Annotated in this window: 17 protein-coding genes; 12 read left to right on the top strand and 5 right to left on the bottom strand. The window is 61.9% G+C overall.

All coding sequences use genetic code 11. The features are described from left to right. Positions 1 to 355: 355 nt before the first annotated feature. The 5 genes from sstT (at position 356) to queE (ending at position 4,921) form a co-directional block, all read left to right on the top strand. The gene (gene sstT / locus S6FBBBH3_RS06065) at positions 356 to 1,612 is read left to right on the top strand and encodes a serine/threonine transporter SstT (protein ID WP_120176898.1); all 1,257 of its coding nucleotides are present in this window, start codon (positions 356 to 358) and stop codon (positions 1,610 to 1,612) included. A 413-nt stretch (positions 1,613 to 2,025) separates the two neighbouring features. Next, positions 2,026 to 2,562, top strand: a complete 537-nt coding sequence (locus S6FBBBH3_RS06070) for a hypothetical protein (protein WP_120176899.1) — start codon at positions 2,026 to 2,028, stop codon at positions 2,560 to 2,562. Positions 2,563 to 3,115: 553 nt separating this feature from the next. Then, complete coding sequence (folE, locus tag S6FBBBH3_RS06080; RefSeq protein WP_232008739.1) at positions 3,116 to 3,790, top strand: GTP cyclohydrolase I; 675 nt, start codon at positions 3,116 to 3,118, stop codon at positions 3,788 to 3,790. 35 nt (positions 3,791 to 3,825) lie between these two features. Then, the gene (locus S6FBBBH3_RS06085) at positions 3,826 to 4,272 is read left to right on the top strand and encodes a 6-pyruvoyl trahydropterin synthase family protein (protein ID WP_120176901.1); all 447 of its coding nucleotides are present in this window, start codon (positions 3,826 to 3,828) and stop codon (positions 4,270 to 4,272) included. Then, entirely contained in the window at positions 4,250 to 4,921 is a 672-nt protein-coding gene (gene queE / locus S6FBBBH3_RS06090; protein WP_120176902.1) for a 7-carboxy-7-deazaguanine synthase QueE, read from the top strand. The genes S6FBBBH3_RS06085 and queE overlap by 23 nt, the downstream gene beginning before the upstream one ends. A gap of 127 nt (positions 4,922 to 5,048) precedes the next feature. On the opposite strand, the gene S6FBBBH3_RS06095 is transcribed toward queE, so the two are convergent. From S6FBBBH3_RS06095 to S6FBBBH3_RS06105, 3 genes are all read right to left on the bottom strand, one after another. Next, positions 5,049 to 9,476 (bottom strand): autotransporter outer membrane beta-barrel domain-containing protein, encoded by a 4,428-nt coding sequence (locus S6FBBBH3_RS06095; RefSeq protein ID WP_123957648.1) that lies wholly within the window; start codon positions 9,474 to 9,476, stop codon positions 5,049 to 5,051. Between the two features lie 371 nt (positions 9,477 to 9,847). Continuing rightward, positions 9,848 to 11,038: an iron-containing alcohol dehydrogenase gene (locus S6FBBBH3_RS06100; protein ID WP_120176904.1), complete on the bottom strand. Its 1,191-nt coding sequence runs from the start codon at positions 11,036 to 11,038 to the stop codon at positions 9,848 to 9,850. A gap of 86 nt (positions 11,039 to 11,124) precedes the next feature. Continuing rightward, positions 11,125 to 12,141, bottom strand: coding sequence for an asparaginase (locus S6FBBBH3_RS06105; RefSeq protein ID WP_120176905.1), 1,017 nt, complete (start codon positions 12,139 to 12,141; stop codon positions 11,125 to 11,127). A 704-nt stretch (positions 12,142 to 12,845) separates the two neighbouring features. Here S6FBBBH3_RS06105 and S6FBBBH3_RS06110 point away from each other — a divergent pair. Together S6FBBBH3_RS06110 and S6FBBBH3_RS06115 are read left to right on the top strand one after the other, a co-directional pair. Then, positions 12,846 to 13,343: a copper resistance protein NlpE gene (locus S6FBBBH3_RS06110; protein ID WP_120176906.1), complete on the top strand. Its 498-nt coding sequence runs from the start codon at positions 12,846 to 12,848 to the stop codon at positions 13,341 to 13,343. Between the two features lie 137 nt (positions 13,344 to 13,480). Further along, on the top strand, positions 13,481 to 13,915 hold the full coding sequence (locus S6FBBBH3_RS06115; protein WP_120176907.1) for a hypothetical protein: 435 nt from the start codon (positions 13,481 to 13,483) through the stop codon (positions 13,913 to 13,915). A gap of 303 nt (positions 13,916 to 14,218) precedes the next feature. Here the strand turns inward: S6FBBBH3_RS06115 and S6FBBBH3_RS06120 are convergent, their stop codons facing one another. Together S6FBBBH3_RS06120 and S6FBBBH3_RS06125 are read right to left on the bottom strand one after the other, a co-directional pair. Next, positions 14,219 to 15,607 (bottom strand): YfcC family protein, encoded by a 1,389-nt coding sequence (locus S6FBBBH3_RS06120; protein ID WP_120176908.1) that lies wholly within the window; start codon positions 15,605 to 15,607, stop codon positions 14,219 to 14,221. Between the two features lie 2 nt (positions 15,608 to 15,609). Further along, entirely contained in the window at positions 15,610 to 16,932 is a 1,323-nt protein-coding gene (locus tag S6FBBBH3_RS06125; RefSeq protein WP_120176909.1) for a carboxylesterase family protein, read from the bottom strand. A gap of 259 nt (positions 16,933 to 17,191) precedes the next feature. Here S6FBBBH3_RS06125 and S6FBBBH3_RS06130 point away from each other — a divergent pair, with 259 nt between their 5' ends. The 5 genes from S6FBBBH3_RS06130 (at position 17,192) to S6FBBBH3_RS06150 (ending at position 23,004) form a co-directional block, all read left to right on the top strand. Next, positions 17,192 to 17,938: a FadR/GntR family transcriptional regulator gene (locus S6FBBBH3_RS06130; RefSeq protein WP_120176910.1), complete on the top strand. Its 747-nt coding sequence runs from the start codon at positions 17,192 to 17,194 to the stop codon at positions 17,936 to 17,938. Between the two features lie 218 nt (positions 17,939 to 18,156). Continuing rightward, complete coding sequence (locus tag S6FBBBH3_RS06135; protein ID WP_120176911.1) at positions 18,157 to 18,384, top strand: hypothetical protein; 228 nt, start codon at positions 18,157 to 18,159, stop codon at positions 18,382 to 18,384. Between the two features lie 411 nt (positions 18,385 to 18,795). Beyond that, entirely contained in the window at positions 18,796 to 19,668 is an 873-nt protein-coding gene (pepE, locus tag S6FBBBH3_RS06140) for a dipeptidase PepE (RefSeq protein WP_120176912.1), read from the top strand. 416 nt (positions 19,669 to 20,084) lie between these two features. Further along, positions 20,085 to 21,815 carry a hypothetical protein gene (locus tag S6FBBBH3_RS11065; RefSeq protein ID WP_170143843.1) on the top strand — a complete coding sequence of 577 codons (1,731 nt, stop codon included), beginning with the start codon at positions 20,085 to 20,087 and terminating at the stop codon, positions 21,813 to 21,815. A 118-nt stretch (positions 21,816 to 21,933) separates the two neighbouring features. After that, a complete protein-coding gene (locus S6FBBBH3_RS06150) occupies positions 21,934 to 23,004 on the top strand; it encodes a DUF1266 domain-containing protein (RefSeq protein WP_170143844.1) in 1,071 nt (356 codons plus the stop codon). The last annotated feature ends 95 nt before the right edge of the window (positions 23,005 to 23,099 follow it).

The following is a 23,099-nucleotide window of genomic DNA, read 5'->3' on the forward strand; positions in this document are numbered from 1 at the left end:
CCGAGCGGACGAACCCCGCCCGCGCGACCGGCCCGACCGTGCTGCTCCGCTCCGACGGCGTCCGTACGGGGACCTGCTTGGCAGAACGGTCTCGGACGCGAAAAAGATTCGTGAAAACCCTGAGAATCCGTATCGAATTCGGGTGTGCCCGTCGGGAATCACGCCGAATAAGCCTTTTTCCGTACGAAAAACTTTGCGTAAACACTCGGGATTCGCCAAACTTTCGGGGGTCGGCCCGCGCGACCCTTCGGGCGGGCCGGCTTCCCCGAACACGGGCGGCACGTTTTCGGTCCCGACGCAACGGGTCCCGACGCGCCACCGGTGCCTCCAACTTCGGTCCCCAAGAAATCTCAAAATGAAAGACACACTCCGTCCGCTGTTTCGTACGGCGACACCTTTCCTTCAGGCGTCGCTCGTGAAGCAAATTCTCGTCGCTCTTGTTCTCGGGATGCTCTTTGCGTGGGCTTTCCCCGCAGGGGCCCGCAACGTCGCGCTCCTCGGGACGATCTTCACGACCGCCCTCAAAGGCGTCGCTCCCGTCCTCGTTTTCGTGCTCGTCATGTCGTCGATCGCGAACAACCGTGTTGACGAAGGGAGCGGCTCCGTTCACGTGAAGCCGATTCTCGCGCTCTACCTCATCTCGACCTTCTCCTCGGCGCTCGTGGCCGTGGCGGCGAGCTTTCTCTGGCCGACGGAAATCACGCTCGCGACCGCGCAGGAAGGGCTCTCGGCTCCGGGCGGCATCTCGGAGGTGCTCACGGGCTTGATCCTCAACGTCGTCGACAATCCCTTCCGTGCGATGTACAACGCCAACTACATCGGGATCCTCGCTTGGGCGATCGCCATGGGGATCATTCTGCGCCGTGCGCGCGAAGGCACGCGCGAAATGCTCGCCGACGCGGCGAGCGCCGTGGAAATGCTCGTGCGCCTCGTCATTCGTTTCGCGCCCGTCGGCATTTTCGGGCTCGTTTCGAGCACCTTCGCTCAAGAAGGTTTCGGCGTTCTGGCCGAATACGCGCAGCTTCTCACGGTGCTTCTCGGCACCATGGCCTTTGTGGCGCTCGTTTTGAATCCCTTCCTCGTTTGGCTTTGCACGAAGAAGAACCCCTATCCCGTCACGCTCATGTGCCTGCGCGAATCGGGCGTGAACGCCTTCTTCACGCGTTCGTCGGCCGCGAACATTCCCATCAACATGGAAATCTGCCGCCGCATGAATCTGCCGGAAGCGACCTATTCGGTGTCGATTCCGGTCGGTGCCACGATCAACATGGCGGGCGCCGCCGTGACGATCACGGTGATCACGCTCTCGGCCGCGTATTCGCTCGGCATTGAGGTGGGTTTCGGCACGGCCATCTTCCTTTCGATCGTCGCCTCGATGTGCGCGGCGGGCACCTCGGGTGTGCCGGGCGGCTCCCTCATGCTCATCCCCTTGGCGTGCGGTCTCTTCGGGATCGATCAGGACACCGCCATGCAGGTGGTGGCCGTGGGCTTCATCATCAGCGTCCTTCAGGATTCGTGCGAAACGGGCTTGAACAGCTCCTCGGACGCGCTCTTTACGATCGCCGCGTGCGAACGCGCCAAGCGTCTTGAAGCCGAAAAGGCGGAGGCGTAACCCCGACGGACGGATTCGCAACCCGTTGAAGTTCTTCGGAATTTCGGCAGGCGGCGAAGGATCCTCGACGGGCCGACCGGATGTGTTCCGATCGGCCCGTTTCATTTCGTTGCATTCGCTGAGGTCGGGATTCGGGCTCTTAAGGTTCGGTTAGGATTCGAGCGATACACTGCGAAGCATGGAAAGGGAAAACGCGTTCGATGTCGAGCTGCTTGGTCGCTCTTGGCAAAGAACACGCACGGTTTCCCGAGCTTGCTTGGTCGCTCTCGGAAATCCCTGGTTTCTCTCAAAATATTCGGGTCTCGGGTGCTGAGAACCGCCTGAACGCCCAATTCCAAGGCCCCGCGAAAGCGGGGCCGTTTTTATTTCGAATGCACATTTCGAACGAACATCTCGAACGAAGGATTAGTCCCATGTCTTCGACTCTTGCTACGACGATGCGCCCGATCCTGGGCACGTTCTCTCTGGCTCTTCTTCTCGGCGTCGGCTCCCTGCAGGCCGCCGAAACAACCGCTCCCGTCACGACCAAGCCCGCCGCCAGCGCGGCGGACCTCCAACAGGAAGAGGAAAGCTCCAGCGCCCTGAAGGGGCTCGAAGCCGCCAAGGCCGAGTCCGAAAAGGAATGGGACGCCTACCGCGCGAAGGCGGTCGATTCGCCCGTCGTCGGCCAGTACGTGGGGACGTTGATTTCCGAAAAGGGCGAAGCGTCCGAAGCGGAGATGACGCTCGACCACTATAAGTGCTTCGTGCTGCGCGTCAAAAAGGACACGACCCGCATGGAGCTCGGTCGCTATGAAGTTCAGGGCGACACGGTCGTTCTGAAGACGAACGAAGGGAAGGCCTACCGCTGGTTCTCGACGAAGACCCCCGACCGACTCGAACTGCTCGGTGACGAAGGTAAGCCCCTCGAGAAGAAGCCCGAAGGCTGCTGCACCCTCATCAAGAGCTGATCGGAGGGTTCGATTCGGTGCTTTCCGGCTGCGGCCGGGGGGCGACCGATGAATTCGACTCCGACTTCGACTCGAAAGGTCGCCTGCGGGCGGCCTTTTGTTTTTTCCGCTTTTTCCGAAACGTGCGGCGAATTTCGGTTTTCGAAAGCCGCGAGCGCGACCTTTTTCGTCTTTCGGACGCTTTTTTCGTCGTTTTCCCTACGCGGCAGGTTCGGAACGCGCTATGATACGCATCCCCCGACCGAACCGAGGCGGTCGCGCACGAACCCGTTCGCGCCCGTCGTCGTCCATGCCTGGGGATTGCTTGACCCGCCCGAAGCGACCTTAGAACCGGACCTTCGGGACGGGCGGGCCTTCAAGCGTTCGGGAGGCATTGCCGCCCGCGCTTACATCGTCGAACTTTTTCCCGGATCCCCGCCGTGCGTTGCACGAGCCGGAGCTTTGTGCTTTCCGAACGTTTCGATACGTGCGGAAAGTCCGGGAAACAGTCGACCTTCAAACACCTCCGGTTCTCAATACGTACACGCTCTTTCGAGCGACTGGTCCCAAACACATGACGGCTACGGTGAAGAAAAGTCAGGAGATCGTCGACCGACTTCGTGCGGCGGGCGCTTCGTTTCATGCGAACGACAACATTGCCGACTACCTCGAAGCGGGCGACTTGGAGGACCTCGAAGTCGAGGTACGCGAACGCATCGACGAGGTGTTGCGCGCGCTCGTGATCGACGTCGAGAACGACCCCAACACCGAAGAAACCGCGCGCCGCATGGCGAAGCTCTTTTTGCGCGAGGTTTTCGCGGGGCGCTACGTTCCGTGTCCGAAGGCAACGGACTTTCCGAACGAGCGCGGCTACGACGGCCTCATCGTGATCGGCCCCTTGCAGGTGAGGTCCACCTGTTCGCACCACTTCGCCCCGATTCTCGGGCGCTGCTGGATCGGGGTCGTGCCGGGCGAGCGCGTGATCGGCATCTCGAAGTACAGCCGCATTGCCGACTGGGTGCTCTCGCGCCCGCAGATCCAGGAAGAGGCGGCGGTGCAACTTGCGGACCGCATCGAAGAACTCACGCACCCGGCGGGTCTTGCCGTTCACATCGACGCCGTTCACTCCTGCATGACCTGGCGCGGCGTCAAGGAGACCGAATCCTCCATGACGACTACGGTCCTGCGCGGCGTCCTGCGCGACGACCCCGAATTCCGCCGCGAATTCTTCGCACGCCTCTCCCGATAATTCCATCCGACCGCTTTCCTGCGACCTAGAGAACAATGATTACGGCCACCCGTTACCACGACATCTCCTGCGGACACCGCGTCTGCGGCCATGAATCGAAGTGCGCCCACCTGCACGGGCACAACTACCGCGTCACCTTCGAGTGCGCGGGCGAAACGGAATCGCTCGACGAGCTCGGGCGCGTGCTCGACTTTTCCGTCATCAAGGAAAAGCTCTGCATGTGGCTTGAAAACGAGTGGGACCACCACTTCCTCGTCTGGAAGGAAGATCCGCTCGCGCCGCACCTGAAGGCGCTCGACCCGACCGTTGTCGAACTCGACTTCAATCCGACGGCGGAAAACATCGCGCATCACTTGGCGACGGTGGTCGCCCCGAAGTGCCTCGACGGCACGGGTGTTCGCGTCATTCGCTGCACCGTCGAAGAAACCCGCAAGTGTTCCGCCGAATGGAGGCTCTTCAATGGCTTCGCTCCTCTTCGTTAACGAGATCTTCGCGTCGCTTCAGGGGGAGGGCGCCTGGACGGGGACGCCTTCCGTCTTCGTGCGCCTTCAGGGGTGCCTCTGCCGCTGCCCCTGGTGCGATACGAAAAACACCTGGAAGTTGGGCGAGCCCAACGACTGCGGACTCGACTTCGCCGCCTCGAAAGCCGACGCGCCGCGCCACGCCACCTGCACGGGCGAAGAGCTTCTAGCCTACATCGACGCTCACTACGCGTCGATCCCGCATGTGATCTTCACGGGCGGGGAGCCCATGCTTTTCGACCTCACGGACGTGACCGCGGCGCTTCTCGCGCGCGGGAAGACCGTGGCGATCGAGACGAGCGGTACGGAACCCGTGCGCGTTGCCGAGGGTGTCTGGGTGACCGTGAGCCCCAAGTACGACATGCCGGGCGGGCGCGAGGTGCTTGCTTCGGCCCTTCGCCGTGCGGACGAAATCAAAATGCCCGTCTCGGGCCCGAAGGACCTCGAGGACCTCGAACATCGGACGCTGCCCGAAACGAAACCGGGCGTCCTCGTCTACGTGCAGCCCGTAAGCCGCGACGACGAGGCAACGCGTCTTTGCGTCGAAGCCGCCATGACGAAAGGCTGGCGCGTTTCCTTCCAGGTGCACAAGTACGTGAACATGCGGTGATCGAAAGCGCCGGAACCCGGCCCGAACGAAGAAAAAAGCCGCGGCCGTCCTTTCGGACGATCGCGGCTTTTTTGTCGATCGCGAACTTGAGCGCCCCGAGCAGGATCGGAGCGCTCAAGCGTTGCGGTTAGAAGCGGTAAGCGGCGTTGAGCGAGAACGTGGTCGCACCGCGTTCTTCGTCACCCCATTCGTAGCCCGCCTTGAGACCGAAGGAGAAGGCGTCCGTCTCGGCCGTCAGGGCGAGGTTGGAGCGAACCTTCACGTCGTCGGCGAAGGTGAAGCGGTAGTTGCTCGTCGCACCCGCAAACGCAACGGTTTGGTCGACTTCGGTGTCGCCCGCAGTCGGAACGACCGCAAGCGAGAAGGCCGGAGCGAGACGGATGCCCCCCGCCGTGTCGAACGCGGCCGAGAGCTCGGCCCCGATCGGGAACTCGACCGCCGTGGCGTCCGCGTCGTCGACGCGCACGCCGTGGTTGGTCGTGTAGCCGTCGGAGGTCACGTAGTAGAGGTTCGCGCCGACAAAGGGCGTGAGCTTCACGGCACCCAAGTCGGCCGTACGACGCACTTCGGCTCCGAGCCCGTAGACGGAGGTCGTCGTGTCGGTCGTGAGGTCGGCCACGCCGTTCACCTTCAGATCCGACTTCACCCACGCGGCCGTCGCATCGAAGAGGACGTCGTAGGCGCCGATCGCCTTCTTGCCGTAGAGGGAAAGCCCGTAGAAGTCGAACTCGTCCTTCGCCGCAACGTCGTCGTTGTCGGTGTCGCCGGTACCCGCCGTGAAGGCGCCGCCCAACTTCCAATCGCCCAACATGCTTTCGGCACCGACGGCAAGGCCGTACGCATCGGTTTCAACGTCGAGCGCCTGAGCGCCCGTCGAGATGCCGTCCAACTTCGTCATGCCGCCCGTAACGCGAGCCCAGAGACGGGACTCGGTCGAGGCGACGGCTGCTTCGTCGCGAACGACGCGACGCAGATCGGACGCGCGGTCGTAGGCGGTCGTGAAGACCGCAAGCGACCCGCCCGGGTTCATCGCAGCGTCAAAGCGTGCGGCAACGGCGGCGTTCGAAAGGCCCGTCGTGTCGGTCAAAAGCGCCTGCGCGTAGTCGCGTTCGGCGGCTTCGCCGCGGTAGCCCGCGTCGGCCAACGCATGACCCTGCATGAGGTTCCCGTAGGCTTCGGAGGCGTTCGCGTTCGAGACGGTCCACGCACCCGTTTCCTTGTCGAAGTCGATCGAGAGCATGGCCGAGCCGCTCTTCAGCGTCTCGGCTGTGTTCCAGTAATCGGCCGCCTTGTCGGAGGTGAGGTTGAAGGTGGCGGAGCCGTCCTTCACGGACCCGACGAGGTAGGCAACGGAGCCCGAATCGACCGCGAACGAATCGGCCGTGATGAGGGTGTCGTTCGCAGCCATGCCGGAGATGTCTGCAACGAGCACCGACTTCGCACCGAAGGCGACTTGAGCATTCGTGCCGTCGGCGGCACCCACAAGGAGCGAACCCGTCTTTTCAACCGTCACGGGACCCGCCACGAAAGCGGCGGCCGTATCGGCACTCCACGTGCCGAACCCTTCGGAGAAGACCGCGTGGAAGGCCGTGAGGTCGGTCGTACCGAGCGCAACAACGCCGTTCGCGTCCGCGGTGACGGAACCTTCAAGCGTCGTTCCGCCGAAGGCGAAGGTCGTCGCGTCGGTCGAGGAGGCGGCCGGGGTTTCGTTCGCCGCGGCGTAAGCGGCAGCCGCCGACGTGCCCACCGTAACGGCGACGTTCTTCAAAGAGCCATTCGCAACCGCGAGGTTGCCGCCGGTAACGTCGAGCGCGGCCGCCTTATCGGCGGCGAGCGTCTCGACCGAAACGGCACCCGAAACCGCAACGTCGTTCGCAAGCGTGAGCTTCGTAACATCGAGCTTCCCGGCCTTGCCGGCATCAAGCTTCGTTTCGCCCGAAACGGTGACGTCCGCAAGCGTAAAGGAGCCGTTCTTGACGGTGAGGCCTTCGGCACCCGAGAGGTCGATCGCAGCGGTAATCGAGCCCTTCACGTCGGCGGTCTCACTCCCGAGGGCGAGCCCGCCCGCGACGTTGAGAGCGGGCGCCTTGTCGCCTTCATAAGCAACGAGTTCGCCGCCTTCCGTAGAGCCCACGAGCGTGAGGGTGTTGCCGTTCGTCACGTCGACGGACGAGACGCCCTTGCCCAACTGCAGCGTGCGGCCGCCGAAGGACTTGTCGACTTCAACCTTGCCGGTTTCGTCGGCCTTGGCCGTCACGTCGGTCTTCTCGAAGATCTGACCGTCGTTGACGTCGCCGATGTCGACCGACTCTTCAACGTCGCCCGAGGCGTCGACGAGTATGCCGTCGAAGGCAATCCCCGCACCCGTGTAGGTATCCTTGAAAAGGGCCATCGCCGTGTCGGCATAGTCCAGGTTGAACTTCGCGTCGGTGAGCACAAGCACGCCGTGCCCGGTAAAGACGAGGCTGTCGGCGGAGTACTTGAGCTCGTTCGCTTCGGCAACGTTCGTGCCGTCCGCGTTGAGGGCGATCGTGAAGATTTGGCTCGTCGTCGTATTGAGCGTGCCGTTTGCGCCCACTTCGAGGACGCTCTTCGTGAGGTCGATCGACGCGATGTTGGCCGTACCTTCGGCGAGCGTGAAGCGGCCGCCCTCGGCACCGACGAACGTGTCGATCGAGAGGAGACCCGTGTCGCGCACCGTCATCGCAAAGTTGCCCGTCGAGGTGAGCGTATCGATCGAAAGGGCGCCGCCTTCCTTCACGAACGCCCGGCCGTTACCGGCTTCGAAGGACTTGACGTCGAGCTTCGCGCCGCCCGTAACTTCGAGGGTCGAAAGATTGTCCGTCTTCTGTTGCGCGAACGTGATGTTGTCAAGCGCGTAGGTGGAGTTCGCGCTGAAGCGAACCAGGGTGAGATCGGAATTGCTACTCTGAGTTTCGGTTGCGTCGACGAAGCGGATCTGCGTGAGCGCCTTCGATTCGGCACCGATCGCGCCGAGCTTGCCGCCCGCGAATTCGAGCGTGCCTTCGTCGGATGCAAGGTCGATCCCGAGGCTGCCGTTGGCATCGACGAATTCGTCCGCTTCTTCGAGGTAGGTCGAACCCTTGCCGAGAACGATCGTGTCGTAGTGGAAGCCGCCATTGTTGACGAGCTTCGCACCGTTGCCGAGCGTGGCCGTGGTGCCGTTGATCTCGGCGCTCAGGTTGTCGAGCGTGCCGTTTTCGAGCGTGAATTCATCGGCGTTGATCGTGGCGTTTTGCGTCGTGAGGTTGCCCGCAACCGTGAGCTTCGCGAGGTTCGCCGTCAGGTCGGAGGTACTCGTACCGCTTGCGGCGCCGATCGTGCCGCCCTGGGTGAGCGTGAGGTTCCCGAGGACGGTCTTCGAATCGGTCCCTTCGACGCCGTCGAGGTTCCCGAGGAGCGTGAAGGTGCCGTTCACCGTCATGTCGCCGCCGAGGAGAATCGCGGCGCTCTTATCGAAGTGCGCCTTGCCGCTGACTGTGGCGGAGGCGTCTTCAAAAACACGGAAAGTCGTGTTGCCGCGCTGAACCCGGCTTTCGGTATTCGCGATGGCTTGGAAGGCGTCCGCCAGTCCCGAGGATTCGCTGCGAGCTTCGGCGTCGCTCCCAAACCAGAGGGCATAGTTGTCGCCCGCCACCGTCACCGTAAGGTCGCCCCCGACATTGACCGTGTTGTCGCCCGTCGCCCAAATGCCGAGAGTATCGGCTCCTTCAGCACCTGTAGCCGAAATGGTCGTTTTGGCGCTCTGCAGGTTGAGAACACCCCGGTATTCGGGATTGGGGTCGTCCATCAAGTCGTCTTGCATGAGCCAAATGCCGATCGCATTGCCCGCAGTGCTCTTCGCGGAGATCGTCGTTTCGTCGCCGTGGAACTCGATGACAGGAAGGTGCGAACCGTTCATCATGGTCACGCCGGCCGGGAGGAGATGCTTGCCCGTGGCGCTCACCGTGATGTTTGTCATTTGCGTGTTGAACGAAACACGGCTCGTCCCCGACTCACCGTAGGCTTCGGATATAAGACCGGAGACCAACGAAGAAGGTTTGTCTTCGGAGGTCGGTACGTCGTAATTGCCGGTCACGGAGATGTTTGTTGTGCCTTCATACTTGCCGTTCGTCGGGCCGACCGTCAGGTCGTTCGCGCCGGTCAGGTAGATGCCGGCCAGTTCGTAAGTTCCCTTTGAGGCGTCCGTGGTGTTAGCCGTCAAATCGATGTCGAGCGAGGTGTAGGTCGCGGAATCGGTCCCGTAGAAATGAAGTCCGGAAACCGTCGACCAATAATCTTCTCGTTGATCTTCGTTGAGACTGCCCCACTTGCCCATCGTTTCGTCCATGACGTTCACCTTGGCGTAAAGATCGTCGGTGAACGTGAGGTCGATGACGGCGTCGGTATTGTCTTCGGGAAGAGGGGCACTCGAGAGGACAAAATCCGCCTGGGTGGAGCCGGGATAATCCGGACCCTTGACGGTCAGCTCCCAGTTTTTGTCAACGGGGATCTGCGTGATGTTACTCCAGGCTGAGGCCGAGCCGGAGGCCATGCCGAGCGCGGAAAGCGTGGCAAGAGCGACGAGCGTCTTCTTGGCGTGCGTCAGTTCATGCGACGTACGGGAAGTCCGGAAGGGGGGGTAAATTTCAGATTTTTCATATAGATAGATAATCTTGCAAGACGGATCGCAAAATGCGATCACGAGACGTATTCTGCTATCTCGCGGGGAACCTTGATTTGAGGGTTTTCCTTAGTTCGAATGCATCACTTGGCAAAATCCCGAACTTGCCCGATCGCGGATCGTTCGCTCTGCAAACTCTGTCTGGAACCCTCAATCCTTTACGACGGGAAGAGCAATGCGGTCAAGCCGACAAGCGTGCGCGCCTTCGTAGTTGTTGGGCTGACCTATTGGACGGGGAGCAGTCAAAGTGCATGCTCGAGAATAGCGAGCACGTCTTCGTCCGTCACTTCGACGGGGTCGCCGCGAAAAAGATGCCCCATCGAGCTTCGGGCGATTCTTGCGACCTCGGGAAGATCCTCGCGCGCGAAACCCGCGTCGGACAAACGATCGTTCCGAAGGCCGCAGGCGGTTTGAAGAGCGCCAAGCGCCGAGAGAAAGTCGGCGGGCTCCTCGGCCTCGCTGCGACCGAGGGCACGGGCGAGTGCAACGTAACGCTCGGGCGCGGCGCCTTTGCGGATGAGGTGCGCGTGGTACGAGTGCGCAATCAGAAGGAGGCCGCGTCCGTGAACGAGCTCGGGACGCATGGCCGAGAGCGCATGCTCGATCGAATGGGCGGAAAGGCAGTTCGACGTTGCTTCGACGAGACCCGCGAGCGTGCTTGCGAGCGCCGTATCCGTGCGTGCCGCAAGGTTGCCGCCGTCCGTGACCGCGATCGGGAGGCTTTTCGCGAGGCGACGAACGGCTTCGAGCGCCCAGAGGTCCGAGAGGACGTTGTGTGAAGTGCAAAGAAAGCCTTCGATCGCGTGCGAGAGCGCGTCGAAACCCTGCCAGGCCGTAAAGTCGGCGGGAACCGTGCGAAGCAGTTCCGGGTCGACGATCGAAAGGACGGGATAGGTGTCGCGCGTGCCGAATCCGATTTTTTCCCGAGTGGCAAGGTTGGTGACGACCGCCCAGGGATTGGCTTCCGAACCCGTCCCCGCAGTCGTCGGAATCGCTACGACGGGAAGAGGCTTGTGTGCGGGTTTGAGTCCTTTTCCGCTTCCGCCCCGCACGTAATCCCAGAGCGAGCCCGTGTTGGGCGCCGCAAGCGAGATCGCTTTCGCACAGTCGAGCGCGGATCCTCCGCCGAGACCGAGGACCACATCGACCGACGCACTTCGACAAAGTTCGACGCCTTCTTCGACGTCTTCCAAAACGGGATTCGAGCGACACCGATCGAAGAGAATCGTTTCGATGCCGCGCCCGACGAGCAGCGCTTCAACGCGAGCGAGCGTTCCCGTGCGTCGGATCGACTGCCCGCGGGTCGCAACGATGAGGCAACGTTTCCCGGGGAAGGGGAGGCGCGCGAGTTTTTCGAGCGCTCCCGCGCCGAACACGATGCGGGTCGGGATGCCGACGTCAAAGCAAGGGAGGCTATCGTTGGTACGGATCATGGAACGAAATTTTTACGGATTGAAGGGAGCGCTCGGCTGGAATGTCAATAAAAACCCTTCCTGAAAAGGAAGGGTTTATGAGGGCATCAGTAGATTCGGAAGGCTTCCTCGGTCTTCTTTTGCCGTTCTTCGGCGGGGAGGTTGCCCCAGGCGAGGAGGGCGAGCTGAAGAAGAACACGGGCCTTCTGCGGATTGAGGGTCCCCGACGGGATGAAGCCCGCACGCTGCCAGGCGTCGAGCCCTTCGACCGTCGCGCCCGACCCGGTGCGGCTCGCGCGTACGACGAGCACGCCCTTGAGGGCGGCCTCGAAGAGGGCGGGTTCGGTATCCGAATGGATCGACCCGTTGCCGGTGCCCGCGTGCACGATCCCGCGTGCGCCCGCGGCAACGGCCGCCTTCACGAAGAGGCCGTCGTCGTCGACGTGCGAATAAACGATGTCGACGCGGGGAAGTCGATCGACGCCGTCGAGGATCGACATTCCGAAGGCCGTATCGACCGTATGGCGCTTGGCGCTTCGGGAGAGCCACTCGATACGGGCGCCCGCCACCATGCCGAGCATCCCCGCATCGGGCCCGCGGAAGGTGGCGACGTTCGTCGGGTGCGATTTCGTCGCTTCGCGAGCGGCGAGGACGGTGTCGTTCAGAACGACGAGAACGCCGCGGCCTCGGGCGCTGGGGTCGCAGGCAACGCGCACGGCGTTGAGAAGATTCAGAGGGCCGTCCGCCGAAAGGGCCGTCGCGGGACGCATGGCCCCGACCAACACGACGGGCTTCTCGGTTTTGAGCACCAAATTGAGGAAGTACGCCGTCTCTTCGAGCGTGTCGGTCCCGTGCGTGACGACGGCACCCGCCGTGTCGTCGCGGGAAAGCGCTGCTTCGATCGCGCGGGCGAGATCCATCCAGACGCGGCTCGTCATGGAGCTCGAATCGATGTTCGCCACCTGAGTCACGTCGAGGTTCGCGACCTCGTCGAGCGCGGGCACGGCCTTCAAAAGATCGTCGACGCGAAAATCCTTGATGCTGTAGCCCGTCATCTGCGTGGCGCTTTCGCCCGAGCTCACGATGGTTCCGCCGGTGGCGAAAAGTGCGACGTTCGGTTTCATGGTGTATGTTCCGCGCCCCTCCGACCTCGGGTCGGAAGCGACGCTCCTCCGTTTGACTGCGTGTTGAAGGGAGAGGAACTCCGTTTTTGATCCGGAGCCCCGTCGCCGAATTCTAACGGGCGCTTGGGGAATGCGTCTGTGGAACAAGGAAGAGGGTAGGAGCGTGCGAGACGCGCCCCTCTGAAAGCACAAAAGGCAACGATTGCTCGCTGCCTTTTGTACGGGAATCGAGCTGTCGCGCAAGGCAGTTCGGTCCCCATTTGACCTCAACCCCATACTACAGGATGCGACCGCATTCGGGTAGGGGGCCTACACCTGTAAACTAATAAAAGTCTTTTATTCGGAGACCTATCCCGAATAAACAGGGGCCTTTCCCTATCCGTGTTTTCCCTTGGATTGCCGAAAACGCCTTGTCGGACGCACCGTTCGGGCGTCCGAACATCGTTCGGGCCCCCTCCGGCTGTCCGTTGTTCGCGTTCGCTTCCCGCGTCCGGTTCCCCGGGGCCTCGGGCGTCGACAATATTCGGAAACAACCCCGAGCGGAGCGAGGCGCCCCCGCCCGCTATCATGCTTCGGAGAGGGCGGCCGCTCGGAGGGCATCGAATGGCATCGATCGCACCAAGAGCAATACGAGCAACACGAGCATCACGAGGCCGCTTCCTTTTCCGTTCGCTTTCCGTTTTCCATTCGTCGAGGACCCCGTCATGCGCCCCACCACCCGAACCCTTCTCACTCGCGCGAGCCGCGCGGTCCTTGTTGCGGGAGCGATCGCGCTCCTTGCGGGCTGTGCCCAAAAGGGCGAAATGAGTTCCCGAACGGGAGCGGAAACGGGTTCTGCGGGCGCCGTTAAGGAAGCGGCCTATCCCAAAGACTGTCTGCGTCTTCCGGGTGTCTACGAAGGTGTCATTCCCGCGGCGGACGGTCCCGGCATTCGCGTGACGCTTTACCTGCGGGCCGTGGGCACCTACACGATGACGGAGCACTACATCGGGCGCAACTTCACGGCCTCCTCGGGCGGCGACTGGTCGACGCACGCGGACCGCGTGGCGCTCGATCCAATCACGGAAAAGAATCCCGCCCGACTGCTGCGCATCGAAGCGGGCGCTTTGCGCTTTCTCGACCTCGAAGGGGAGTTCATCGACGGGCCGCTTTCCGAACACTACGTGCTGCGAAAGTCGGGCTGCCCCAAGCCCGCTTCGTGAAGCGAGCCGGTTGCCTTCAGAAAGCCTCAAGAATCGGGCTCTATACTCCGTCAAGATCGCGTTGAAAATCGGGGGTCTTCGGTGAGGGTCCCCGAACTTCGCGCGCCCGACTGGCCACACCGAAAAGGAATCGATCAATGACCCACGCCATGCGTCTCAAGGCGCTTTTCGCCGGCGGCCTCGCCGCTCTCGTTGCGGGTTGCGCCACGCAGCCCGCCGAGTTCGTCCCGCCCGTTCCCGTCGAAACGCCCGACGTCGCCCTCGTCAAGTCCCAGATTCTCTCGTACGACACGTCGATCCCGCTCTCGACCGCGTTCGAGCAGTACGGTCTTTGCAACCCGAAGACCCGTACCTGGGAGGAAATGGAACCCGGCCGGGTCATGTTCAGCTGCTACTTCGACGACGGAAGCCTCATGCAGTGGGAGTTCCGCGTCTCGCCCGAAAAGACCGTGACGTACGCGCAGTTCCACTACACTTCGCAAAACGACGCGGACTTCGCCGCCCAGAGCCTGCGCGGTCCCGACGCGGAAGACGCCCTGAAGGCGGTCTATACGAATCAGCCCCCGTTCTGATCGGTTCAAGCCGATACGAACGCGAACGGCATCGATTTGCCCGAGCCCGCTTCGACCTCACGGTCGGGCGGGTTTTTCGCGCTTCTGCGCCGAAATATCGGACAATTCTTCGCGAAGTCGTTTTGTTGCCGCGCCTTCGGGCCGTCCGCCTTCGAACTTTTCTCTTGTGTCGGACTGCGGGTGGTCGGGATGTCCGACGTCCTCCTGCAGGCGGGAGAGCAAAAAAAATCCCGCGGCTCGGGCCGCGGGACGGAAAAGGGCGCCGTGTGGAACGAACGGTGCCCGAGGGGGTGAAAGGAAGAATCAACTCCAACCCATCGCCTGCAGAATCGTGAGCGAAACGATTGCGATGATGAAGGTCATGAAGACGAAGGGAAGCACGAAGCGCAACCATTGGCCGATATTCGCGCCTGAGAGCGACATTGCTGCGGCCAAAACCGCCGAGACGGGCGTCACGCAGTTCGTGAGACCGTCGCCCAACTGAAAGGCGAGGCAGAGGACTTGACGGCTGATGCCGAGAACGTCCGCAACGGGGATGAAGAGGGGGATCAACATCGGAACCTTGGCGGGGCCCGAGGGAATCAGCAAGTTGAAGAGCATCGTCGCGATAAAGATCCCCGAGGCGATGAAGGCGTCGCCCATGCCGCCGATCACGGTCACGGCGCCGTAGGCGATCGTGTGCAGAATGCGGCCTTCGATGAGCACCATGCCGATTACTTTCGCAAAGCCGATCATGAGGCAGATCCCGCCCATGGCGGTTGCGCCCGAGATGAAGGACTGCGCGAGCTTGTTGTAGTTTGTGCGGTTGAGAATCCCGACGGCCATGACGGCTACCATTGCAAACGCCAGGAGTTCGGGGAAGCCCCAGCCCTTCGAGGCGGCACCCCAGGCGTAGAGGACGAAGGGGATGATGAGCGCGAGAAGCGTCGCGATGCTCTTCCAGGTCGCTTCCGCCGCGGGAGCGGCGGCGTCCGCCGTCGCGGCTTCAGCCGGGAGAATTCCGTCGGCAAGGCTCTTTGAGGGATCGCGGCTGATCTTCAAGCAGTAACGCGTCGTGTAGACGACACAAAGGAGCGTGAGTGTCAACCAGACGAGAAGACGCGCGCCGAGGCCCGAGACCGGCGGCAACCCCGCCGTCTCCTGTGCCATCAGAATGATCGCGATCGTCGGGCCCGCGGCCTGACCCGTGATGTAGGGGAGGTAGAACATGCCGAGCGCCGCGATGCGGTCGAGCCGCAACTTGCGGGCAAGTACCATGCCGACCGCGACGAACGCAACGAGCGAGTCTTGACCGGCTAGGCCGCCGATCACAGCCATGAGCACTACGACTGCAGGTACGAGCACCTTGATGCTTTTGCCTTGAAGACGATGAACAGAGGAGTTGATGATCGCGTGAATCGATCCCGAGTCGATGACGACGTTGATGAGGCCCCCCATGATGAAAAGGAGTGCGAAGATGACGCCCTGGCTTGCAACGCCTTCCGTCACCATGATCAATGCTTTCCAGAGGTTGACGGGGGAAGGCTCGACTGCGTGGTAGGAGTTAGGTACCACAAGTCCCGTCGCGGCGTCGATCGCATATTCACCCGCAGGGACAACGTAGGTAAGCCCGCAGCAGCCGACGATGAAGGCAAGAATCAGAACGAGGACGTGCGGAACGGTGATGCCGCGCTTTTTCTCTTGTGTGGACATGCTCAGTTCTCCTCATTGAAGATTTCGACGTACTCTTTCTCTCCGAAGAGCGGCCACGAGGGTTCCTCGCCCCTTACGAAGCGGATGAATTCGCCCGAGAAGCGCTTCCAAAGCGCCGCCATGCGTTCGGGGTTTCCGCCCGCGAGCATCGGGCTCTTCCAAGCGGGGAAAGTTCCGAAGAGGAATGGAAGATCGATGCAGTGGCAGGCGCCGTAGATCGAATCGGGAGCCTCCCAGTCAAAGCGGTACTTGCGAGTCGGCACGCCCGCGTTGCTTAGGGCCTTCACGTACTCGAGAGCGGGCGCGTCAAAGCGCGCTTGCTGTACCTTCGCAAGACGGTTGAGCCCTTCGGGAGAGCGATCGTCCGAGAATGCGAGCGTTTCGTTGCGAGTCGTACCGAGCACGATGCGAAGGTTCTTGCGCTTTGCGCCTGCGACCGATTTCTCAATGACGGCTGCGGGCTCGAAAAGCGCGTCGTCGACGGGCTTGAAGAGCATCCCGCCGAATTCCTTCCCGTGCGCTTTGAAGGCCACGTCGGTCGCAAGGAGAATTTCGTTGACCGAAAGTCCGAGCGCATCTTCGCGAAGCGTTTCGAGGTCGGTGTCGACCCGGCAGCCCGCAGCCGAGAGGAGCGTCTTTGCGATGCGGTGCGCGTCTGCTTTTTTGTGGTTGCCGCGGCCGATCGAGGGGCTCATGATCCAAGCGGACTCGAAAAGCCCGTCCGTTTCGGGCATGCCTGCAAGCGTGACGATCGCATTGCCGCCCGCCGACTGACCGACGAGCGTCACACGCTCGGGATCGCCGCCGAAGGAGCGGATGTGGGTGTTCACCCATTGAAGGGCCGCTATCCAATCGAGGACGGCAAGATTCTCTTCATTGACGCCCGGGTACTGCAGAAAGCCGAGCGCACCGAGCCGGTAGTTGACGCCCACAAAGACTGCGGGACAGGCCTTGGCGAGGGTGCTCCCGTCGTACCAGTCGAGCGACCCCGCGCCGCAGAAGTTCGCACCCCCGTGGAACCAGACGATGACGGGGAGGTCCTTCGCATTCTCGGGCGCAACAAGCGTAAGGGTGAGCGCCGCTTCGGAGAGCTCGCGGTTGATGGCTCCCATCGGACGGTCGAGGTCGGAGGGCCCCTGAGGGAGGATGGGACCTTCGATCGTTGAGTCCAGAACGCCCGCCCACGGAGCCTTGGGTTCCGGAGCCGCCCAGCGGCGCTTCCCCACGGGAGCTTCGACGAAGGGAATGGTTCGGAAGCAGACGAGGCCCCCTTTTGCTTCGCCCTTCATGAGCCCCGACGGGGTTTCCACGACGATATCGATCATGATCGTCTCTCCTTTCCTGGGTTAATGCCAATCACCTGTTCGCTAGGTGAATATGTTCGTACTCTAATCCGAAACAAACATCTTTCAAAGCGGGGAAAACGTGGAGCCTCAAGACATTACGGGGCAAGCCGCACCGTCGCAACGGAGAATGCGCGGCTCGCACGATGCCGCTTGAACGGAGCCGGTTCCTCGTACTTTCACCCGCTCGCCTTACAATCAAGGAGAAAAACAAAGATCCTCCCGCACGAAACTCGAGTCCATGTCCGCACTGCGCATCAAAAAGACCACCGCCGCCGACCTCGTCACCGACCGCTTGAAGGAGCTCGTTCTATCCGGAAAGTGGGCGATCGACGAGAAACTCCCTTCGGAGGCATCGCTTGCCGAACTTTTCGGCGTCAATCGCCTGACGGTGCGCATCGCGCTCCAGCGCTTGAATGCTCTCGGAGTCCTTGAGACCCGCGACGGAGAAGGGACCTTTGTGCGGAGATTCAACTTCGGGGCGCACATGAAGACCCTCACGGACTTCCTTATGACGCCTGAGCTTATGGCAAGCATCGGCGAATACCGCATCGTGCTCGAAGGCGAGTGCGTGAGGCTTGCCGCAGGCCGCACGACGGAGGCGGACTTCGAGTGCCTCGAGAAGCTCTTTGAGGTCTTCCGAGCGACGGTTGACGAGTACGAGCCCGGCATGGATCCCGAGGCGAAAGATGCGCTCTTTGAGCGCACGCTCGACTGCACGCTTGATATTCACGGCGAGATCTGCCGGCTCTCGGGCAATCCGCTTCTCGCCTATGCCTTCGAGATCGCCCGCGAGCCCATCCGCCGCTACATGCGCGAAACGGCGAAGAACCGCCTCGACGACGTCGACGAAGCAGGGCGCAGTCCCTGGGTGGAGCTCCATTCCGAGGTGATTGAGGCTATGAAGGCAAAGGATCCCGATCGGGCGCGCGCGTGTCTTGAGCTCATCATCTTTGCGAAGACGGCCGAGGAGGCGAAGCGGAGGTGAGGGTCGCACTGCCGATAAGGGCGAACGGGTAATGCGCGGGATAGCCGGAGCCGTGTCCGAAGTAACGGCGTCATGGAGAATTCCACCGAGGTCGGCCGACGGACGCCGCGATAAGATGGAAAGCGTCTTCCTATCCATCCGACCGCGTGAGCGGTCTCTCAACACCTTCAGGGGTCTTTATGAAGAACGGGACGTACGACTTTCCCATCCGAACCCCGATGACGGATTCGCAGCGGGAACTCGCCATGCTTGCGCTGTGGACCGCTTTCGAGCAGCACGTGAGGGCGGAGGAGCCCGACCACGCAGAGGCTCTTTTTCAAGCGATGGCGCATCCCGACGCCGCGTCGGACGCCGACGTCTGCCGGGCGTCCGTGTACCTCATGGGGTCGGTCTTTCGATTGACCGGTGCGAACCGGGAACTGGCTCTTCGGTTCATCCTGGACTAGAAATTCGAACGACCGCGCGAGATTTCCGCCGGTCGATTCGGTCCGACCCGAATCGATTCCGTCCGGTTCAACCGGAAACCGGCTGCCGATCCTGCCTTGACCTCACGATCGGGCAGGGTTTTCATTTTTGCCGAACGGATATCAGGACGTATCTTTGCGAAGTTGTTTCATCGTCCTTGTTTCCGGAGTTCCCATAATCGAACTTTTTCTTCCCGTCAAGCACGGTTTCGAATAGTTTCATCTTCGAGGTTGGAATCCGTACTTACGATGATGTGACTAGATTCAAGGTGCGGGTATGATTCCTCGTGTTCTTTCGACCGACGCTTCGAGGATCAGGGCGGGCGAGAGCCTGTCCGGCGAAGTTTCAGGACCAACATGTCGCTCGAAGGAACGTCAAAAGGAGTTTACGCGATGACTATTTCTCGTCGTCATTTCTTTGAAGCCGCCGTTGCGGCGGGCGTTGTCGGGACCACGCTTTCGCAGGGCGCGTTCGCCAAACCCAAAAACCCGATTCCGCCGCAGAAGATCTCCCCGAAGCGCCGCGTGCTCATCCAGTCGAGCTCGCGCTACCACAATTCCGGCTACCTCGACTTCGCGGGCGAACAATACGAAAAGCTCTTCGAAGGTCAAAAGCCCGACATCCTCTTCGTGCCGTATGCCAAGGTGGCGGGCACGTACGACGACTACGAAAAGCAGGTGCAGGACGCGTTCAAGCCTTTCGGGCACAAGATCGTCTCGATCCATCACTTCAAGGATCCGCAGCAGGCGGTGCGCGAAGCGAAGGCGATTGCCGTGGGCGGCGGCAACACTTGGGCGCTTGTGACGCGCATGTACGAAGCGGGCATCATCGAACTTATTCGCGAACGGGTCAATGCGGGCGTTCCGTATTGCGGCTGGTCCGCGGGCGGCAACGTCGCCTGCCCGACGCTTCGCACGACGAACGACATGCCGATTGCGGAGCCGCCGTCCTTTAACACATTCGGCTTCATCCCGTTCCAGACGAACCCGCACTTCATCTCGGGCGGCACGCAGGGCTTGAACAACGAAACCCGCGAAGACCGTCTTGAAGAATTCCTCTGGTACAACAAGGACGAGGAAGTGATCGGTCTTCCGGAAGGGACGGCGCTCTTTGTGACGGGCGAATTCGACTGCGAAGTGATCGGACCGAAGGACTCGGAAGCGCTCTACTGGTTCCGCCAGGCCGATAAGGGCATGACGCTCGAACGCATCGCGCTCGGCACGAAGTTCGACGTTCGTAAGATCGTCCCGGGCGGAAAGCTCTGATCGAACACATGGCAGAGGCGCTCGGCCGCTCCCGGCGAGTCTCGGCGCAAGGGAGGGGCTGTGGTACCTGAGCCTGAAAACTAAACGGGGCCCTCAACAAAGGGCCCGAACATCGGGCGGCGCGGATTCGTTCGCGCCGCTTTTTCGTCCGTCGTTTCGTCCGTCGATTCGGTCGGACGTATGGACGGCTTCCGACGTTTCGGATGGCGGGAACGAAGTTTGTCGATCCCGTCAAACCCGCCGAAGCGCGACCGCGGCCGAGCGACAAGCGACACACCCGCGGTTGCGTTTGGTTACGCGAAGGAGGGCAAAAATCGGGGTTTACCCCTATATTCCTCCGTAAGGTCGGTCCTCTAATGTCGGAATATGGGTCGGAATTCCCGAGAACGTCCGTCCCACAGTCAACAGGAGGATTTATGGCCGAAACGACCGCTCCCGACCTCACGGCACGCATCGCAGAACTTTATGAGACGGATGCATTGGATGAGATCATCCGCCTGATTGAAAGTACGCCCGGCTACGAGCATGATCCCGAGCTTGTGGGCTCGCTGGCCCGTGCCTACGGCGCCATCGCCGAACCCGGCGAAACAGAACGCCTTGAAAAAGCGCTCGCTCTATTGGATACGGTCGACGAGAAGGACCGCGAGAACCATTATTGGCACTATCGACGCGCCTACGCGCTCTTTTATCTCGATCGGGTGATCGAATCGCTCCTGCACTGGGAAAAGGCGCTCGAATACCGTCCGGGCGACGAGGATACGCTCGACTTCATCCGGATGAGCAAGAACGAACTGGTCGCGGAGCGCTTTTTCCATCCCTTCCGCGAGCGCGTCGAAACGATCGCGGAGGAATTTTCTAAGATCGAAACCGAGCTCTACGACACCGCTGTGCTCGGGGAGCTCGGGCGCGAGACGGCCTTGGCTCGGATCCGAGCGCTCTTTGCGCCCGTCGCGAACCCGAAGTGGCTCTTCGAGCTCTCTGAAGAAAAGACGGAGGGGCAGGGCGGCAAGCCCCGGATGAAACTCACGCTTTCGCCTTGCGGCTGGTTCATGACGGCGTTTCCGATGCGCGAATGCCTGCGGCGTCTCGCCGAAAGGGCGAACGCGCGGTGGACGTTCGCTCTCGGGATCGAGCCCCTGCACGATCCGGAGAGTCTCATGCGTCTCGTTCGGGATGCCGGCAAGCGGACGCTCCACGGGAGCGACCTTCGCGTCGTGCCGCAGCGACTCGAAGACGGAACCTGGCGACTCGGCTTTTTCGGAGACGACCTCCTCGGCGTCACCGAAGAGGAGGCCCCCGAACTCTTCGAAGCGCTCGAATGGTTCGTGAGGAAGTCCGTGGGCGAAGCCGCGCAGATGAGGTGGTTTTCGTCCATGAACCTCTACCGCCGCACGCCCGACGAAACCGGGGTTCCGTATGCGGAATTCGCCGACTTCGTGCGCGAGTGCGTGCCCGAGACGCAGACCTTCTCGATGGCGGACCTTCTCTCGCAGGAAACGGTCGTCGATCGGCGGCCCGACCGCGAGCCCGATTGCGACGTGCTCCTCGACGCCTTCCATCTCGAAACGGGTTGCGCGCCGCTTCACAACGGGTACGGTGCGGCCGATCGGGACAACATGATCGAGCTTGAGCGCCAGGGGATCACGGCCGGCATCTTTATGATCCGTTTGTCGCCCGAAGCCTCCGACAAGGAAAAAGCGACTGCGCGCGACGCCTTGGAAGCGCATTTGCGCGAGGCACTGCCTGCGGAATCCGTGCTCGTCACCGGTCGCGGGAGCGCTCTGCGGTACGAATACGTCGAGTGCTTCGCGTGGGAGAGCGGCCCCGTGGTTGCGGCCGCGCACGACCATGTTCAGAGCGACCCGCGCATCGCTTGGGCCGCCTTCCACTCGTTCCTTCGGGAGGCGGGCACGCTGATTCTCAAGGACCTCGAAAGCGCTCCGGAAAGTGCCGAAGAGGGCGCTGACGAGGGTGCCGATGAGAACGCCGACGGGCGCACCGACGAAGCCGATGTCAAGCCCGAAGCTCGAACCGAAACTGCAACCGAAACTCAACCCGAAATCCAACCCGCGCGCGACGACGTCGCCGCCGCCGCTGAAAAGGAGGAACCCGCCCGAGAAAGCCCGATCCCGATCGCCCATGCCTGACGGCCTTCGGACGAGGGCGGACGAGGGCGTAAGAAGGCGTCGAAAACAGAGAGACGCTTTGTTGTCGCCCTGTCGTCCCGTCGTCCGGTCGAACCAACCGCCCATGAAGGAGTTTTCCATGACCGACAAATCCACAGAAGACATGCTTCGCGAACAGGCGCAAGCCGTTCTCAAGGTCCAGGAAGAAGCGCTCAAGACGCAGATGAAATTGATGGAGTCCCTCTACGGGAACAATCCGGAAATGCTCGCGATGATGAAGGCGCAGATCCAACAGAGTCTCGCGAACCAGAGCGCTCTCGTCGAGCAGGCCCAGACCGCGGCTTTCGAGGCGGTGGCGGCCGCGCAGCGCGGCGAAGGGTTCGACCCGCAGGCGCTCGTTTCGACCCTGCAGCAAAATGCGCAGTCGATGGGCTACGCCTTGCCCGTCAAAACCGATGCCGATCGGGAAGAAGGGTACGCTCAGGCGCTCAACTTCATCGGGCAGCTCCAGACGTCATTTACGGAGCCGCCTGCCCGGAGCGTTCCCCGCGGATCGCGCGAAGCCCGCGTCTTCGGGTACCTCCTCGGCGGGATCGTCGGGACCCTGAACGGGCACGAACTGGAGCAGCTCGATCCGGAAGCGCACGAGCCCTTCTACGAAGAACAGGTCCGCTCGATCCTTTCCGACTACTGGGGAATTGAAACGGCCGAAGAGCTCGAAGAGCGTCTCGTCGATCTGCTCGAAGAAGGCGGCATGTCGGTGCAGTACGGGTACTACGGCGAAACGGAGAACTTCGACGAAATCGCCTCCGAGCTCGATCCTGAAGACGTCGAAGGCGAAACCGAACGCTGGAAGTTCGCGCGCTACGCCCGCACGATCCGCACGCCCGAAGCGATGCGCGCCTGGGACATCGGTCGTGCGGCTTCGCTCGTACGCTGGGGGCATTTCGTCGGGATGCTCGACGAAGAGACCGCCGAGTCGATCCTCGAAGCCTGCGCCGAAGAGGCGTGCGCGCGCTTCGAAGGCTGGCGCGACTTTGCGGCTTCGTACCTCTTCGGCGGGCTTTTCTGGCGCTTGAACGCGGGCGAAGACGAAGCGGCCGACTGGCTCGAAAACGCGGGCGGCGCCTGCGCGGAACTGCTCGATACCGAGGACGATGCCGGGGGCGAGTGGCAGCGCAACGCTTGGGTGGCAAGCCTCACGGACTGAGGGACTGAGGCCTTCCGAAATCCCGAAGTCCCCGAAGTTCCGGAGGCTCGTGAAGAAGACGCTCTTGCGAGATTCCGGACTTCGGCCTGAAGGTC

This window comes from Sutterella megalosphaeroides, from assembly GCF_003609995.1.
In the GTDB taxonomy this organism is placed as follows: Bacteria; Pseudomonadota; Gammaproteobacteria; order Burkholderiales; family Burkholderiaceae_F; genus Sutterella; species Sutterella megalosphaeroides.